Source organism: Lentimicrobiaceae bacterium, from assembly GCA_023227965.1.
GTDB lineage: Bacteria > Bacteroidota > Bacteroidia > Bacteroidales > JALOCA01 > JALOCA01.
The window spans coordinates 1-16182 of sequence record JALOCA010000053.1 but is presented as its reverse complement, the minus strand read 5'-3'; the positions used below and the strand labels follow the sequence as shown (position 1 = coordinate 16182).

The following is a 16182-nucleotide window of genomic DNA, read 5'->3' as shown; positions in this document are numbered from 1 at the left end:
TAGAAAAAAGTCGCAACGAAAAACATTCATCCCGGTGGAAATTACACCCGAAGGCAGTGTTTTGCCGGTTGAATACCATGGCTCTGCCCACATAGCAGCCTTAACAAAAGCCTTTGGCATCATTTCCATTCCTATAGGTGAAACAATAGTTGAACAAGGAACGCTGGTGTATGTACGACAAATATAACCGTAAAATTAATTATTTACGCATTTCCATCACCGACCGCTGCAACCTGCGTTGCCGGTATTGCATGCCCGAAGAAGGAGTACCCCTTTTACGGCATGATGATATCCTTTCATTGGAAGAAATTGCAGAAATAGCAAGAGTTGCCACTACTTTCGGTATTAATAAGATACGAATTACCGGCGGCGAACCATTGGTAAGAAAAGGAGTGATAAACCTGGTACATCTGCTCAGGAAAATCCCCGAAATACTTGATCTTTCGCTGACTACCAACGGCATCTTGTTGAGAGAATTTGCCCAGCCTCTTGCCAAAGCCGGGCTGAACAGGGTAAACATCAGCCTTGATACCCTCGACCCGTTTGAATACAACCGGATAACCCGCGGAGGTGAATTAGAAAAGGTGATGCAGGGAATTGATGCAGCAGTAAAAGCAGGACTTTTACCCGTAAAAATAAATTGTGTGGTAAAAGAATCGCCCTTTGAAGAGAATGCCCTTCAGGTGAGCGCTTTTTGCAGAGAAAAAGGATTGCAGGTACGATTTATTACCCGTATGGATTTGAAAAAGGGGAAATTTTCTATCGTTCACGGAGGCACTGGTGGTGATTGTGAAAATTGCAACCGCCTGCGTTTAACGGCTAACGGATATATTAAACCTTGTCTTTTTAATGATATGGGGTTTAGCATAAGAATATTAGGAGCAAAAAATGCAATCAGCGAAGCTATAAACGGAAAACCGCAATGTGGAACACAAAATACAAACGGAAATTTTTATAATATCGGAGGTTAATTTACTTCCGGGTTTTTATATAAACGGTGATAATCAAATGGGTTCCCAATATTACTATTCCCATTAAAAATAGTCCAAACCGTACATTATCCGGCGCAGCACCTCCTATATTTTCCTGACTTTTGGCGACTTTGCGCGAAATTCAGTCTTAGTATCTGCTCCCAACGCTATTAGCCCTGTATTATGGCAAAACCTTCTCTGCTGTTCCCCATTTTTTATTAGGCTTGCTTCCCATTTCATAAACAATGGTTCCGCCGTTTTTAATTTCGCCGAAAGGCAAAAAGGCTTTGTCCCATTTTTTCCCGTTAAGAAACATCTTTTGGATGTAAATATTCTTGTCGGAAAGGTTGTTGGCTTTCATTTCCAATGTTTTTCCATTCGATAGATGTACGGTTACATTTTTCACGCATGGGCTTCCGATGGCATAGAAATCGTCCACCGGACAAACCGGATAAAATCCAAGTGCATTAAAAATATACCAAGCCGACATTTGCCCGCAGTCGTCGTTGCCGCAAAGGGAATTGGGTTGGTTGCCGTATTGCGTTTTCATGATCTGGTGAATACGTTGTTGGGTTTTCCATGGTTGTCCGGCATAGTCGTATAAAAAGGCGATGTGGTGGCTGGGCTCGTTGCCATGCCAGTATTGGCCAATTATTCCATGAATATCCTCAGTACCTTTTTGCTCTTCCTGAGGATACAGATCAAACAGGGAATCTAATTTCTGTGTAAAATTTTTACTGCCACCCATCAATGCGATCAGCCCTTTTATATCTTGGGGAACATACCAAGTGTATTGCCAGCTGGTAGCTTCGGTAAAATCGCGCGAACCTTCATAGTCATCAGCCTTGAAGGGAACACGCCAGTTTCCCTTGGAATCTTTTCCACGCATAAAACCGGTAGAAGGATCAAAAATATTGCGGTACGACTGCGAACGTTTCATAAAATAATGATAATCCTTGCTGTAGCCCAAATCTTTTGCCATACAGGCAATGGCATAGTCGTCGTAAGCATATTCAAGCGTTTTAGATACACTTTCGTTTTCCAGATCGCAGGGAACATAGCCCAGTTTTGAATAAGTAAGCACATTATCATAATCCGGGTTCATGGCAGTGGTTTTCATTGCTTCATAAGCTTTTTTATAATCAAAGCCACGAAGTCCTTTCAGGTAAGCATCAGCAATTACCGATACCGAGTGATAGCCTATCATACACCATGTTTCGTTATTGTGAAACGACCATTCCGGCAACAGGTGATCCACGCTCTGGTTGTAATGCGCCAGCATGGATTTTATCATATCGTTATTCCGTTCTGCCTGTACAAGGTTAAATAATGGGTGGGCAGCCCGGTAGGTATCCCAAAGGGAGAAAACGGTGTAGTTGGTAAAGCCTTCCGCTTTATGAATATTGTGGTCGAAGCCACGGTAACTGCTATCCGCATCTTCATAAAGAGTTGGCGTAAGAAAAGCGTGGTACATCGAAGTGTAAAAGATTTCTTTTTCCTGTTGTGTTCCTTCTATGGTAATCTTTTGCAGTTCTTTATTCCATTTGTTACGGGTATCCGAAACTACTTTTTCAAAATCCCAGCCAGGAATTTCCGTATCCAGGTTCTTCAGGGCTTCTTCGGTGCTTACCGCCGAAATGCCCACTTTCACCATGATCACCTCCTGTTCCTTTGTTTTGTAAGATGTAAAATACTGCAATTTCTTTCCTACACATTCATAACGGCTGCGGAAGCGGTAAGTATCATAAATTACCTTTTTCCCATCGTTGTAAATACCACATTCATCATAGGCTTTAGAATACCTTGCGGCAAAAAACAGGTGGCGTTCCTTTGCCCATCCCTTTACCTGATGCATTCCGGTAACCAACTGATTGTTTTCGAAACGTACATCCGACCACACTACTTCCCATTGCAGCACATGGTTCAGGTCCATCATCACATTGGCACTATCCGACTTCGGAAAAGTAAACTTGAGGATACCTGCCCTTTCGGTAGCGGCAAGTTCTACCTTAATATTATCTTTCGGCAGGAAAACGGAATAATAACCCGGTGAAGCAGTTTCGTTGCTGTGCGAAAAACGGATGATATAGCCGGAATCGGGATTTTGCTTACGGGCAGGATAATATTTGATTTTTCCCAGCGAAGGTACAAACAGGAAATCTCCCAAATCGGGGATGCCGGTTCCGTTAAAATGCGTCATGCTGAAGCCGTACATGGTACTGTCGGAATATTCGTACCCGGCAGCAGCTCCCCAATCCTTTTTCTCGGTGTCCGGGCTTAGTTGTACGAAACCAAAAGGTGCTACTGCGCCAGGGTAGGTATTGCCATCGCCCTGAGTTCCTACAAAAGGATTAACATACGACGACAGGTTTTCTGTTGGCAACAGAGGCTGCGAAAACAGCAATCCGGAAAACAATATCCCGGCAAGGGTTAAAAATCTTTTGTAAAACATTACTTTGTTTTAAAAATTAATACTTATCATTTCCCCGAAGATATGAACTGCAATATTATGGTTTATCTTTCAATTGTAAAATGTAATACCGAAAGAACTTTAATCCGGATATTGTTATCGGGTTTGCTGCTGCATACCCGTCTGGATTTTTGGAATGGTATCCGGAATGGATTACGGCAGAGGTTATTCTTTTACCCATTTCCCGTTCTTTTTTATCTCTCCATTCTGCATTATCCGGTAAAAATACATGCCCGGATGCAGTATGGAGATGTTTATGGTGGTGATTCCGTTGATGTTTTGTTGTATTATCAATCTTCCGGTGGCATCACTCATCTCTAACTGTGCATCTTTTAATGCGGTTTGGATGTATAAAACGTTGGTACCAGGATTGGGTGATATTATTGCAATGTCGTCTTTTTTATTATCTTTTATCTCCGTAATGTAATCGCAGTAGGATGCAATCCCGGTTTCACGGTGTTTTGCTATCGCATTGTCATTTTTGCAAGGTAATGGTGATTCCCAGATTCCTCTGCCAAATGTGGCAGCCCTTATTGTTTCTGAATTATAGTTAATTTCTATATCAGACACAATGGATACCGGCAAATTATTATTATACCCTATCCATTGATTTAATTGATTATTTCTATAAAAAACACCTACATCATTTCCAATAAATATTTCATCCAGATCGCTTCCTTTATAGTATTTTATACAATTGACTGGTAAATTTGGCAATCCTGAAGAATAATCTATCCAACTACTTCCACCATCATCAGATAATAAAACACGGTTGGTATTTGCATCCCAGAAGCCACCAAAACTTATCCAGATTTTGTTCGGGTTGTAATCAGAAATAACAACATCTGAAATAGGTACCCATCTGATTACATTATTTAACCCGCTTGTAATATCCTGCCAGGAGCTTCCACCATTTGTGGTTTGATACAGCTTATATTTCCTGATGTCCTCCCACGTAGGCTCTTCAAATGCAGCGATGATAATATTGGGATCAGAAGAAGAGACTGCTAATGCTACAAGTCTTGTGTTTTGATCAGGAGGATCCGGTAAAGAGCTGAAGTTTGAAATATTCTGCCATGTTTGTCCTCCATTTGTTGTTTTAAAAACATCATGATGAGCAACATAAATAGTATTTGCGTCTGTAGGATGCATTAAGAACGGGCGGTCGCAACGGGCAACTCCGGGTGGTGTGTGTGTATATTGCCAGGTATCACCACCATCTGTTGTTTTACGAATATAATTTGAGCCGCCAGTGGAAGTAGCATACTTTGAACCGCCGTTTGAAGTAGCATACATTACTAATGGATTTTGATAATCTATCAAAACCCTGTAAGCATCGCCAGCAACATAATTATCCCATTTATTATCAAAACGTTTAACAATTCCATTATCCTGAGTTCCGCCAATAATAAAAGACTCGTTTGTTTCTGAATTTCCCATTCCATAAAACTGACTAATATTTAATCCATGACCATTAATATTTTCGAATGAATTACCATCTGTTTTCTTGGAAACACCGCCATCATTTCCTGAAAATAAAACATTAACATCATTGATGTTATCATGTATATAAAATAATGCCCGCGTATCCACATGATAATGGTTATTGTGAAGAGGTGTGTTATAAGTAAAATGTTCATTTTTTCCTGTCGAAAGATCAACTTTATCTATTTCAAAGCCACCAATATATAAAATATCAGGATTTGTTGGTGATACAACAAGTTGAAGCCGCCAATAGCCGGTTCCTCCAAAATCGCCACCATAACTGTTGCCACAGGTATGATTATAAACAGAATTCCACGTTGCCCCGGAATTACCAGACTTTAATATTTTAATATTAACGCTATCACGATACGTTAAATATACATTATCTTCCTGACTTTGGAATACAGCAAGTTCATACCTTTCTACAATAGGAGAGCCCCATTTTTGATCTTGTCGTTCCCATATTACCTGTCCCTGGGATGTTGCATTGGATGTTAACCAAACCTCAGAAGTATAAGTTCCAAATCCATCGCTGGCAATATAAAGCGTATTGTTATCATTTGGTTTCATTTCAATATCTCTTAACAATTTACGCCTATATGGAGACGGATTTGTTAGTAAATCAAAGATTAATGAATTTGTTACCCATGCATCTTCTGTCCGATATACCTTATCTTTAACAAGAGCATATTGCCTGTTTGTATTTGTGGGGTCTATCAATAATTTATAAGCGGTTTTGTATTCATTTGGTGTAGCAACAAGCGATGTACTGCTCCATGTATTACCTCCATCAATAGTTTTATACACTCCAATCCCATAACCATTCTTTCCATAGGTAGTAACACCGGTAGCAATATACATTTTATTACTGTTAGCAGGATCAATAACAACATCTTGCACCCCAAGCCCCGGCATCCCGATGTTATCAGTAATGTTGCTCCAATGAAAGCCTCCATCAACTGTTTTCCATAGCCCTGAAGCATTTGTTCCTGCATAAATTGTATTTAATGTGTTATCATTGGGATCAACTTTTATACAACCTATGATTCCAAGATTTTGAGTTGGCATATAATCCGGGCCTAAAGGTGTCCAGTTTGAATTATTTTGTGTTTGATCAGAAAAATATTGCGATTTTGTGTTTAAAAAATCAATTAAAGCAGTGTTTGCATAACTAAAACTACCTGGTTTTTTACAATTAACTTTGAAAATCCTGTTGCTCCAGAAAGTTTCCCATCGCATGAAATCCTTACGGCCAGTACCCCTTATGGTATCTAATTCAGGATGGTTTTGGAAATAAGCATTTGCCTCATCTCTGATTTGATAAAAATTGTCGTTATTTCCCCAAATATCCCTGTTCCAATATGCATTGGCGTCTGTCTGGGAAAAGCTTTTAAGAGATGCAAACACACTAATTAATAATATGCTCACAACAAAAATTATTCTTTTCATTCGTAATTCATTTATTTGGTAAACACTTATTTTCCATTCCTTTAATTTTTGCCTGCCGGTAGGTAAACCTTCAATCCGGAGGGTACCTGATTTAAAGGAACAGAAGTTTTTACTTAAATTTAAGTAACATCACAAAATTACCACTAATTTCTATAAATTTTAAACTTAAAGACTTTTCGCTCTCTTTCACCTAAGTTGATATTTTTTCGTGATAAAAAAGTGTTCCTTGATTTTAAAAAGGTTGTTCCTTGCGAGCAACTCTTTTTTATTATCTTTGCCTTTCATCAATTTTTGTATGAACGTCAATGGTACACATTACCGCACCATCCGTATGGAAGGTTCTTCGGTTTTTATGATCGAACAAAACCTCCTCCCTTTTGAATTTCAAATTGTAGAAACGAAAAACTATTTAGAAACCTGTCATGCTATACGGGTGATGACGGTAAGAGGTGCGGGAGCCATAGGTGCTGCTGCCGGTTTTGCTATGGCGCAGGCTTTTTTGCAGACTTCGGCTGACGGATTTTTGCCATTCGTGGAAAATGCCAGAAAAGACATTGATGCAACCCGTCCTACCGCACGTAACCTGTTTTATGCTACCGAAAAAGTGTTTCGGGCAGGAATACAATCCGGGGCAAAAGCTGCCGTTGAGCAGGCACAGGCATTAGCAGAAGAAAACATCCAGGATGCTTTTAAAATAGCGGAATATGGAAATGCTTTGATAAAACACGGTTTCCGTATCCTTACCCATTGCAATGCCGGGTGGCTGGCTTTTGTGGATTACGGAAGTGCCCTGGCACCGGTTTATCTTGCCAACCGGGAGGGGAAAAATATTTTTGTGTATGCCGACGAAACCCGCCCTCGCAGTCAGGGGGCACGGCTCACTGCCTGGGAACTGTACAACGAAGGAGTTCCCCATGCCATAGTGCCCGACAATGCCGGTGCATGGCTGATGAGCCGGAGTAAGGTGGACATGGTAATTACTGGTGCCGACCGCATTGCCGCTAACGGCGATGTAGTCAATAAAATTGGTACTTTTGAAAAAGCAATTATCGCCCGGGAGTTGGGAATACCGTTTTATGTGGCGGCTCCTTCCTCTACCTTCGACAGGAGTTGCCAAAGCGGAAAAGACATCGTGATAGAAGAAAGAAACGAAGAAGAGGTGCTTTACCAGCATGGTATCACCAGGGAAGGAAGGCACGAAGAAATTAGGGTTTGCAATCCCGGTTCGCACGCCCTTAACCCTGCTTTCGACGTTACCCCGGCAAAATATATTACTGGCTTTATTACTGAAAACGGTGTTTTCGATAAATTATTAATGTGCTAATTTGCTAATAGATTAAATGGATTATTAAATGAAAAAACCTTTTTTACACCTGCTGTTATTATTTGTTGCTTCCCTGCTTTTAACAAGCTGGGGTTCCACGGGGCATAGTAAAATAAGTACTGATTGTTCTTTGTCGTACAATGCACAAATGGCACAGTTTTCGGCATGGACAAGCATACTGGCAAACCATTCCTCGGATGCCGATTACCGCAAAGAAACCGACCCTACAGAGGCATCCAAACACTATATTGATATTGACAGTTACAACGAGTTTGTTGCAACTGGAAGAATTCCGCAAACTCTCGATTCGGTAATTGCTTTATATGGAAGTAATTTTGTTTACGACATCGGAATTTTGCCCTGGGCAACTGTAGCTACTTTCGATTCGTTAAAAAACTGTTTTCTGCGTAACGATATGGAAAAAGCAGTACTGTTTGCCTCCGACCTGGGGCATTATGTTGGCGACGGGCATATGCCCTTGCATATTACAACAAATTATAACGGGCAAATTACAGGAAACTACGGAATACACTCGCGCTACGAATCAACCATGATTGGTAACCATATTAATGAAATCAATTATTCGGGAGATATAATTTCCGTTATTCCCGATGTAAACCAATATATTTTCGATTATTTATATTTTAATTATTCTTACGTGGATTCCGTTCTTATGGCGGACGATTATGCACAGTCGGTAGGTGGAAGCACACATTCGACGGCTTACAAACAAGCTTTGTGGAATGCCACCAAACATTTCACGGTATTATTATTTAATAATGCTTCCCATGCTTTAACCGAACTTATCTACACGGCTTGGGTTGAAGCAGGCTGCCCTCCGCTATCTCCTCATTCGGTAATCAACCCTGATCATGTTACGACAATAAATATTACCACGTATCCTAACCCGTCTTCGGGTGCAACATTCACACAGTTCTCCCTTCTGTCGGGCGGAAATATACTGTTACAGCTTATTTCACCCTGGGGACACATTACAAAAACCCTCCTGAGCGGATTTCAAAATCAAGGCATGCATACGATAAAATGGGATACCGGAAATCTGCCCGAAGGCATCTATTATCTGGTATTAACCACGCCTAATGCAAAGCAGACTAATAAAATATTATTGCTACGCTAAATCCGTTTTATTTCCGGATCATACAAAAATATGCAATCTAAAACCTTAAATCTACAATACAATGAACACTTGTCCTTGGCACTCTAACGACCCGCTGATGATAAAATATCACGATACCGAATGGGGTGTTCCCGTTCACGACGACCGCAAATTGTTTGAATTTATGGTGCTTGACGCCTTTCAGGCAGGATTAAGCTGGAAAACCATCTTACATCGCCGTGAAGGTTTTCGCAAGGCATTTGACAATTTTGACGTAAAAAAAATTGTCGCCTATGATGAAGAAAGAATTCAGGAACTACTCAGCGATACCGGCATCATCCGTAACCGCTTAAAGGTATACGCAACTGTGGAAAACGCCCGTCATTTTCTTGAGATACAAAAGGAATTTGGCAGCTTCGACCATTATATCTGGCAGTTTACCGGGTATAAAACTATTATGAACTATTGGAAAAGGATGAAAGATGTCCCTGTTTCTACCCTTGAATCGGATGCGATGAGCAAAGATTTAAAAAAACGTGGGTTTCGTTTCGTGGGAACCACCATTTGCTATGCCTTTATGCAGGCAGCCGGCATAGTAAACGACCATCTTGCAAACTGTTTCCGGTACGAGGAAGTAGGGCGGTAGTATTATTATTGATACATTTTATGGCGATAACCAGTAATTCCGTTGCTGGTTTTTGTCAATGCTATTCAGGCATCAACTGTATGACGCTGCTTGCCTTTACCCGGTTTCCCTTATGCAGAAACCATGATGCTGTCTGCCTTTACCCGGTTTCCCTTATGCAGAAGCCATGACGCTGTTTGTCTTTACCCGGTTTCCCTTATGCGGAAACCATGATGCTGTTTGCCTTTGCCCGGTTTCTCTTATGCGGAAGCCATGATGCTGTTTGTCTTTATCCGGTTTCCCTTATGCGGAAGCCATGATGCTGTTTGTCTTTACCCAATCTCCCTTATGCGGAAGCCATGATGCTGTTTGTTTTAATAGAACACGAATGATGCGGATGCGACGGATTGAGACGGATTATGAAAATCTATACCTCTTAGCAACCTTACCAAAACCTTTTTTATATGCCTATTTCAGGGTGAGACAATTTGACCCCGCCCGATCCCTCCCCTAAAATTAGGGGAGGGCACAGTAACCCTGAATATCAGGAGAATGCCGGATGAGTAGAACCAGAAAAACTGAAGCAATAAAAGTTGACCCCTCTCCGATCCCTCCCCTAAAATCAGGGGAGGGCGCAGTAACCCTGAATATCAGGAGAATGCCGGTTGGGTAGGGTCAGAAAAAATAAAGCAATAAAAGTTGACCCCGCCCGAGCCCTCCCCTAAAATCAGGGAAGGGCATAGTAACCCTGAAATTCAGGAGAACGCCGGATGGGTAGAATCAGAAAAACTGAAGCAATAAAAGTTGACCCCGCCCGATCCCTCCCCTAAAATCAGGGGAGGGCGCAGTAACCCTGAATATCAGGAGAATGCCGGTTGGGTAGGGTCAGAAAAAATTAAAGCAATAAAAAGTCATGAATAACATTCAATCTTATCAATCTGTACAATCCGCACAGTCTGCACAGTCTTTTGTAATAGAACACGAATGACGCGGAAGAAAATACCAAAACCCCTGGGTCCCTTACCAAAACCGCCAGTAGCTTTACCAGAATACCGGGGGCAGTTACCAAAACTACCGGGGACTCTTACCAGAACCGCCAGTAGACTTACCAAAACCCCTGGTGCCCTTACCAAAACTACCGGGACTCTTACCAGAACCCCCAGTAGACTTACCAGAATACCTGGGGCAGTTACCAAAACCTTTTTTATAAACCACAAAGGGCGCAAGAAGCACAAAGGGGATTGCTAAGGAAAACGGATACTGGCTCTGCGATAAAAAAAGATTTAAACCGCAAAGAATCGCTGAGTTCCTTGCAAAGAAGCACTAAAAATTTTTTATTAATAAATTTGTTCAGGTAAGATATCAGATAATCATTGATGATTAATTAAAAAAAAATTAATAATACATGTATAACATAAAAAAAATCTTTTATACATTAGCCCCATAAATTTTATTGCTGCAGCTACCCCCGAAAAAGGAAGAAAGGGAAAATGGAATATCAGATGTAAAAAACAAACTGATAAAGACATTAAAGGAGAAAAAAACTCCTTAAAAAATATGAAACCAAACATCGCAGCAATACTACAGATTGAAAATCATCCTGCCGGAATAAGACAGATAAATATCGTATTGCCCTTACCGGGAATAATTTCTTATTCTGAGACCGTTACAAATTTGTATTTTATTTATTTTTCGATTGCGTTCGAAATAACATTTTACTATACCCAATGGGTTTTAGATACACTACATACAATCATGGATAAAAACAAAAACGTTCAACAATAAAAACCAGGGCGGATGTGCGGATAAAGAAACCGGGAAAGGAGGACATAAAACTACTTTATCCCCTGCCGCATTCAGGAAGTTAGACGTTTGTATTATATAATTAAATAAATTAACAACCTGCCATAATCCGGCAACAAAGGGAGAAAGCTGCCCAAAAGCTGACCAGCACAAAGCAGCCCCTCCCCGAAAGCCGGAATAAGGCGCAAATTTAGTAAAATATGAAACAATTAATTAAATTAACGCTAATTAGCATTGCATTGCTCGGATTAGTAATTGCAAGCTGCACTAAAGAAGGAAACAACACAGAAACCAGGCAAAGTGCCACTGACCGCAAAGTTGAACGGCAGATACTGGCTTTCAAACAAAAGTTGAACTCAAACCTTAAAACCGGCGAAACCATGACAGTGGATAGTGCGGTATGGTACATGGAAGGTCTTTTAAATTATGATAAAGCAAACAACTATCATAATTTTAAGAATCTTATTTTTAAGAAAGATACATTGCAATTACCTACCAATAATAATAATAGTATGTCAATGATTCAGATATCATCGGTTTACGATGCTTACGAAGCTTTCATTGAAAATGAAATGGCATTATTGGATACTACTTATGGAGTTGATTTGGTAGATATTTCGGTTTTGGGTTCTATATTGAAAGATGGAACGATAACCATGGTTATGACATTTTCAACAGGCGTAAACGGCTCCATCAATTATACATTATTTGGTGTAACAGATTTCTGGTACTGGGGATGGAATCTTGGAAAATGTGGGGCTTATATAGGTCAGAATATAGGCACGGATGCAGCAGATAAACTACAACAAAAATTTAATAACCCAATAATGGCACCAATAGTATATGGGTGGAACTCAGACGTTGTAATGATTGAGGCAGATCCAATTCAATATCCAGATATTAATAACCAATATGGCGACTATATGATTTTTGAAACAAGTGGAATCGGAGAAGAGCCTACAGAAGAACCTTGTTTAGATTATAATGAGCTAAATTATTATTTAAGCAAATTTGATTATATTAAAAATTATAATAAACCTTCAAATAAATCATTTAAAAGTATTTACGTTTATGATGATTGTTTTCTCGGTATTTCGTACTGGATTAGAAGATATTATTATGAATTATACTATGCCACACCAATAACAAGTCTTCCCGATTAATTAAGTTTTGAGCAAACCTGTTTTTACAGGTTTGCTCCTTTTTTAAATATAGCTGCAAATGAAAAACATATTTCTTTTACTGATACTTTCAATCAATTACACTTTTGTTTACGGACAAAATACCTTTTTTAAAGTTTACGACATTGAACCACATAACGTAGCCTATAATGCCATAGAAACATCTGCCGGAGGATTTATCCTAACCGGTAAAATAGATAAATCTTCATCTTTAGACAATGAAAAGGGATATGCTTTTAAAATATCCCCGGAAGGTATTAAAACCAAGGAATGGATTAATGATAAACCAGATGTAACTTCCATTTTTTGTCTAATTCAAAAAACTCTAAATTACAATGATACATTTCTTGTAGTTGGAACTGAAGATTCTATCTCGGGAGATAATATGTATAATAAAGTAATTCTCTATTATATAAATGATGACTTGGAAATAGTTTCAAAAAAAGAGTTCCCTGCAGATGTAAATGAACGATTTGGTCCCGAAAAAATAGAAATAGCAAGTGATAGCATAATATATATATTAAGCGGGTATTCAACCAGCCCTTTTGAAGGTGTTGGTTTATCTGTTTTTAAATTAAAACTACCCTATGATAGTCTTAATTCTATGGTGGCTTACTATAACGGAGTAGGTGGTTATTTTCCATGCGATTTGATATACAATCATATTGATAATAAATTAAATGTTTTCTACTATGGCATTATTCCTAATAAACAAGATAGGGGGTCAATAAAAATAATGCAATTAGATACAAATCTACAAATTCTTAATTATGCAACTGCTCCTAATAGATTTCTTTCCAATATTGGAACAACAAGATATAACGATACCTCATATTTAATTGCAGGAACGGTTTCAGGTGGAAGTATCTCTTTATATCAGCACATAATGGTTTACTGGATGAATAATAATGATACCATAAAAGGATTGGAATATATGAATAACCCCGACACCATATTGTTTTCAGGGGCAGGAGAAAATATCATTACTAACAGGAACAATATATTTATAACTGGTTGCTATAATTTCAACCCAAGCCAAGCTCCCTGGCAAGACGAGCCCACATGGATACAAATAACGAAAACCGATATGGAGTTAAATGTTATCAATACTCATTTTTATGGAGGAGATGCTTACTATCATCCATACGACATCATACCAACATTGGATGGAGGTGCATTTATTACGGGTTTAAGATACAATTACACTGTGCCAGAACATAAATGGGATGCATTTGCATTAAAAGTAAACGAAGATGGTATGGTAACGGATGTTCCGGAAAATGCAAGCTGGAAGGTTAAGGAAGCTCTTCTTTATCCCAACCCCGGTATCAATACCTTGTACATCCAAACCACATTAAAAAATGCAACATTAGAGATGTACGATGCCAACGGCAGGTTGGTAATACAACAAAACATTAACGAAACCACTACAATAAATACATCTGCACTAAATCCAGGCATGTATTTTTACCGGGTAATGCAGAAAGGAGAAGTAAAAGATAGCGGAAAATGGGTGAAGCAGCAGTGAGTTTAGAGTCTGGAGCAATAAAAAAATAAAAAGCTATGAATAACATTCAATCTTATCAATCCGTACAATCGGTACAATCCGCAAAAACGGTAAAACCATAGGCAAACAAAAACTCGTTATTAACAATTAACTAAAAGACCCCTCCCCAACCCTCCCCTGATTCAGGGGAGGGCTAAGTAGGGTCCAAAAACAAAACCACCATGAAAAAACTCAGCCTTCTCTTTCTCTTTTTTGCTCTTACTGTAAATACCTATGCCCAAAACTGGCCCAAAACATATTCTGAATTTTCACAACAAATAGTGGAAGAAATCATAGAAACCTATGATAAAGGCTATTTAATGCGAGGAATATGCAATTATTCGGGGCATTCTGCAAGCTGGCTGATGAAAACAGACATCAACGGAAATGTTTTATGGAGCAAAGTAGTAGATGGTAATAATAATTTCGAAGTTGGTATTACTTCATACGCACAGACTGCAGACGGCGGATTAATTATGTGCGGGCAGGCATTAGGTGATGATATGGATGTTTTTGTAGCAAAGCTAAATGCCTGCGGAGAAAAAGAGTGGTGCAAAGCTTATTATGTAGGAAATGATCCGGATTCTCCATGGGATATAATACCCTTACCAGAAGGTGGGTATATTGTTGCGGCACAGGATTGGGGGTACCAAAATTATCAAACTTCTGCAAGCTTAGTACGTTTAGATGAGCAGGGCGAAATATTATGGGAACAATCCTATGCTGTAAACACAACAATTTGGGCAGAACGCCCATACGATTTAAAAATGATGGAAAACGGAGATTATATATTATCCGGGGAATGCGGCCATCCACGGCCGGGAACTTTAGATCCTAAATACCTGCATCCATTCTTTGTAAAAACAGATCATGAAGGTAATGAGATACGGGAAAAAGCATGGGGAGTAGAGGAAGATTTTAGTGCAGGCGTTTCGCAATCTGCCGTGAGTAAAAGAGGCAATATCTATAGCCCCGGCTTAAATTATTATGATGCTTTTACCTCTAATTTATACTGGTGCCCTACTATGATAACCACTTCACCTTCGGGTAATGAAGTGCGATATAAAAATATTCCTGATTCAACAATATGGGGGGGGGCATGTGCCATTACCTGGTTGCCGGATTCTACCCTGTTGGTAGGGGTAGATTATCTTGATGAAGCACTAAACGATTCTGTACCCTGGGAAGGACTTTATAAATTAGACACCCTCGGCAATGTACTTTCTACAAAATTGCTTGTAAATAATGAAATTTGGGCACCTTCAAGTGTAATAAATACGAGAGATAATAAGATAGTAGTAGTCTCTGTCGGGGGAGAATACGGAGTGAATGAAAAAAGCTACCTGTGGAAACTAAACCAGGATTTAGAGTACGACAGCCTTTATACCCAGCCACGGGTGTATGACTCGCTGTGCCCGGGAGGTATAACCTCCGGTGTAATACAGTTAGACTGCGACAGCATCATGGTAGGCATCAAAGACCCGGTAAACATCACAGAAGAAACAAACATGCCTGCCAGTCCCAACCCGGCAAGGGAAAATGTAACCCTTAGCCTTCCAAAATACCTTGTAAAGAAACACAAAGGAGACATTTTAACTTCCACCACACGCTATAACCTTTCGCAGTATCCATCCCTGCTAAGAGGATACGACATAAATGGCAGACAGGTGTATGAAGAAAAACTACCGGCAGGTACACAAACCAAAGAGATAGACATCAGCAACTGGCAGGCAGGGATGTATGTGTTTAAACTGTCCATTCAACCCGGAGCAGAAACCACGGTGAAGGTTATGAAGACGGACTCCTTTTAACTCGAAAGCCCAACCCTTGAAAATTAGGAGAATGCCGGATGAGTAGAATCAGAAAAACTGAAGCAATAAAAGTTGACCCCTCCCGATCCCTCCCCTAAAATTAGGGGAGGGCGCAGTAACCCTGAAAATCAGGAAAATGCCAGATGGGTAGGGTCAAAAGAAGATAAAAATTTAAAAAACTTTTAAAATTCAATAGTCATGAAAAAACTTTTACTTGTTATTTACTTGTGTGGGATGTGCTCAATAGGAGTACAATCGCAAACCTGGGCACCAATGGGTGCCGTTTGGTATTATTCTTATACAAATTTTTGGATAGACGGCTATATTAAGATAGAAGCCGGTAAGGACACCACAATCATGGATAAACAATGTCGCGAACTTGTAAAAACATTGTTTTCTT

12 protein-coding genes are annotated in these 16182 nt (G+C 39.6%); 10 read left to right on the top strand and 2 right to left on the bottom strand.

The window, feature by feature from the left end:
* Both M0R21_12855 and M0R21_12850 read left to right on the top strand, forming a co-directional pair.
* On the top strand, positions 1-187 hold a 187-nt coding region (locus tag M0R21_12855; protein ID MCK9618711.1), incomplete at its 5' end, for a hypothetical protein.
* Positions 171-971 carry a radical SAM protein gene (locus M0R21_12850; protein MCK9618710.1) on the top strand — a complete coding sequence of 267 codons (801 nt, stop codon included), beginning with the start codon at positions 171-173 and terminating at the stop codon, positions 969-971. The genes M0R21_12855 and M0R21_12850, both read left to right, overlap by 17 nt.
* Positions 972-1152: 181 nt before the next feature.
* Here M0R21_12850 and M0R21_12845 read toward each other — a convergent pair whose 3' ends face one another.
* The gene (locus tag M0R21_12845; protein MCK9618709.1) at positions 1153-3423 is read right to left on the bottom strand and encodes a GH92 family glycosyl hydrolase; all 2271 of its coding nucleotides are present in this window, start codon (positions 3421-3423) and stop codon (positions 1153-1155) included.
* 183 nt (positions 3424-3606) lie between these two features.
* A complete protein-coding gene (locus tag M0R21_12840; protein ID MCK9618708.1) occupies positions 3607-6375 on the bottom strand; it encodes a T9SS type A sorting domain-containing protein in 2769 nt (922 codons plus the stop codon).
* Positions 6376-6670: 295 nt separating this feature from the next.
* Here M0R21_12840 and mtnA point away from each other — a divergent pair, with 295 nt between their 5' ends.
* From mtnA to M0R21_12800, 8 genes are all read left to right on the top strand, one after another.
* Positions 6671-7699 carry an S-methyl-5-thioribose-1-phosphate isomerase gene (mtnA, locus tag M0R21_12835; GenBank protein MCK9618707.1) on the top strand — a complete coding sequence of 343 codons (1029 nt, stop codon included), beginning with the start codon at positions 6671-6673 and terminating at the stop codon, positions 7697-7699.
* A 28-nt stretch (positions 7700-7727) separates the two neighbouring features.
* Positions 7728-8837: a T9SS type A sorting domain-containing protein gene (locus tag M0R21_12830; protein ID MCK9618706.1), complete on the top strand. Its 1110-nt coding sequence runs from the start codon at positions 7728-7730 to the stop codon at positions 8835-8837.
* Between the two features lie 61 nt (positions 8838-8898).
* A complete protein-coding gene (locus M0R21_12825) occupies positions 8899-9462 on the top strand; it encodes a DNA-3-methyladenine glycosylase I (GenBank protein ID MCK9618705.1) in 564 nt (187 codons plus the stop codon).
* Between the two features lie 1536 nt (positions 9463-10998).
* Positions 10999-11226, top strand: coding sequence for a hypothetical protein (locus tag M0R21_12820; protein ID MCK9618704.1), 228 nt, complete (start codon positions 10999-11001; stop codon positions 11224-11226).
* A gap of 218 nt (positions 11227-11444) precedes the next feature.
* Complete coding sequence (locus M0R21_12815; GenBank protein MCK9618703.1) at positions 11445-12407, top strand: hypothetical protein; 963 nt, start codon at positions 11445-11447, stop codon at positions 12405-12407.
* A 58-nt stretch (positions 12408-12465) separates the two neighbouring features.
* Complete coding sequence (locus M0R21_12810; protein MCK9618702.1) at positions 12466-13953, top strand: T9SS type A sorting domain-containing protein; 1488 nt, start codon at positions 12466-12468, stop codon at positions 13951-13953.
* A 200-nt stretch (positions 13954-14153) separates the two neighbouring features.
* Positions 14154-15782 (top strand): T9SS type A sorting domain-containing protein, encoded by a 1629-nt coding sequence (locus M0R21_12805; GenBank protein MCK9618701.1) that lies wholly within the window; start codon positions 14154-14156, stop codon positions 15780-15782.
* A 198-nt stretch (positions 15783-15980) separates the two neighbouring features.
* On the top strand, positions 15981-16182 hold a 202-nt coding region (locus tag M0R21_12800; protein ID MCK9618700.1), incomplete at its 3' end, for a hypothetical protein.